3 protein-coding genes are annotated in these 2,398 nt (G+C 69.0%); all 3 read left to right on the forward strand.

What is annotated here, in order from left to right; genetic code table 11:
* On the forward strand, positions 1-300 hold a 300-nt coding region (locus VGD20_RS06625; protein ID WP_331133695.1), incomplete at its 5' end, for a hypothetical protein.
* On the forward strand, positions 297-1,097 hold the full coding sequence (locus VGD20_RS06630; RefSeq protein WP_331133696.1) for a hypothetical protein: 801 nt from the start codon (positions 297-299) through the stop codon (positions 1,095-1,097). The genes VGD20_RS06625 and VGD20_RS06630, both read left to right, overlap by 4 nt.
* Positions 1,094-2,398 (forward strand): S8 family peptidase (locus VGD20_RS06635; protein ID WP_331133697.1); only part of this gene is annotated, 1,305 nt, incomplete at its 3' end. The genes VGD20_RS06630 and VGD20_RS06635, both read left to right, overlap by 4 nt.

The raw sequence follows: 2,398 nt of genomic DNA on the forward strand, positions 1-2,398 counted from the left end.
GGCCGCACCGCCGCCGGTCCAGGGGGCACCAGCATGACCCTCTATCCCGGCCGCCGTCCGCTCGCCGACCTGCTCGTCGAATTCGCCGAGGGGATCGGCGCGCTCGCGCAGCCGGGCGGCACGACGGACGAATTGCGCCCAGTGTCACTCGAATGCCGGTTGCCCGTCGAATCGGTCGTTGAGTTTCGCGATGGTGCGCTCACGCTACTCTCGGACCTTCCGGCAACGCGGATGCGCACCGATTTCGACCGCCCTGTCCACCGGCTGTCGTTCACCCTCGCTGCGGGGACGACGCCATGACGATCACTACCGCCCCGCGCTCGGTCCCGCTCGAGGATTTCATCCAGGCCGTGCAGGCGCAGCTCGACACGGCGCAGGCGCGCATGACGCTGAAGGCGCAAAACGACAAATTGCCGCTGACCTTCGCGATCCGCGACATCACGATGGACCTGAAGGCGCATGTCGAGATGGATCGCAGCGAAGTGCGCATCCGCCCCGCCGGACCGAACGAGAATGACGCGAGCGTCCTCCACTTGCAGTTCACCGCGATCACCAAGCCGATGATCGACGAGACTGCGGTCCAGCTCGCGGCGGAGGACGCGACCGATACGCAACTCGAGGATCTGGGCGACTCGCTCGACGCGGACGAGCGCCGCCGGCTCGAGTGGATCGGCGTGCGCACCGTCGCCCAGCTCGACGAGATGCAGAAGCGCGGGCTCGGCCGCTCGATCGGGCGGATCACCAACCTGCCGATCGGCAAGCTCGAAAATGTGCTGTCACATGCCGCGCGTCCGATGGTCGACGATGTGCGCGCCGAGCCGGCGGCAGGCGGCGAGAACAGCGACCTGCGCGCAAGGCTTCGCGTCCGCGGACGCAACATGCTGAAAGACGGCAACCCGCCCGCGGTTGCGATCGGTGGCCGCCCGGTAAATGTCCTGCGCGCGAGCGATAGCGAACTGCTGCTCGATGCCGATGGCGAGCAGTTCGCCGGTCAGATGAGCCTCGCGCACGATCATCTGGCCTCGACCCAGCTCTGGTTCGACGAAAGCGCCCGCGCCGTGCCACCACCTCCGCTTAATGGTGGAGGCCTGCAATGAGCGCCGCCGGCCGCACCCTCCAGCCCTGGCTCCACCGCTCGGGCACCTTTGCAAAGCCCAACGCGATTCTCGTCCGGCTGAAACTCGGTGAGACCGCCGACCGCATTCCCGCTGCGATGGACGTGCGGCGCAAGCTCGTCCGCGCCGCCGAGACGACCGAACATGGCGCACTCGACCGCGTCGTCAAAAGCTTTGGCGGCGGGATCCGGGTCTCGCGATTGCACAGCGCCGCCGCTGCGCTGCGCAACGTCGGCGACATGCATCGCGGCTATTCGGACCTCGAGGAAATCAGCGGCATCTCGCGCGTCCTGCGGTTCGAAGTCGATCCGGGTACACATGTGGGATCGATGGCGATCTCGCTGATGCAGCTCGACATCGTCGAGTCCGCGCTGCCCGACTATCTCTGCGCCGTCGGCCTCGACGGTCCTGACCGGGCATCACCCCTCCCGGGCGATCCCGACGGCTGGTCGGCGCGCGACCAGATCAACGCGCGCGCCGCGATGGCGCACGAACCCGGCGACAGCGCGATCGTCGTCGGGGTCGTCGACAGCGGCGTCGCGCATCGCCACCCCGAATTCGCCGCACGGCGCCTGCGCCGCGGGCTCGACACCGTCCAGCTCGGCAGCGGCGAACTGCCCGGCGGGGTCAAGCTTCTCGGCGATAACAAGCGCGTCGATACCAATCCCGACGACGCGTTCGTCGGCCATGGCTCGGGATGCGCGGGGATCATCGGCGCCGCGGGACACGATATGCCTCCAGGCCTCGCGGGCGCCTGCCAGGTTTTGCCAATCCGCTCGCTCGGCGCCGCGACCTTCCCCGGCCGCCCCAACGCCGTCGGCATCGGCGCGGTCAGCGACCTCGACATGGGGCTCGTCCTCGCCGTCCAGCTCGGCGCCGATGTCGTGAACATGAGCTTCGGCACCGACGACGAGGCGCTCGAACCCGGCGCGCCCAAGCCGCACGGCGAGGCCGTTGCCTATGCCACCGCGCGCGGCGCCACGCTCGTCGCGGCGTCGGGCAACAGCGGCGATCGCCGCACTTATTGGCCTGCGGCCTATCCCGAGGTGATTTCGGTCGGTTCGGTCGGCGCCGACGGCCGCGTCAGCAGTTTCAGCACGACGGGCGACCATGTCTCGGTCTGCGCGCCCGGCGAGCGCATCCGCACCGCGACGGTCGACGGCTACCAGAATGCGACGGGGACCAGCTTTGCCGCACCTTTCGTTGCCGCGACCGCCGCCCTGCTCCTCGCGCGTGCGCAGAACCGTTCGGCGCCCGTCTCGCCCTTACAGATCAAGCGGCTG

It is taken from the genome of Sphingopyxis sp. (genome assembly GCF_036402335.1).
GTDB lineage: Bacteria > Pseudomonadota > Alphaproteobacteria > Sphingomonadales > Sphingomonadaceae > Sphingopyxis.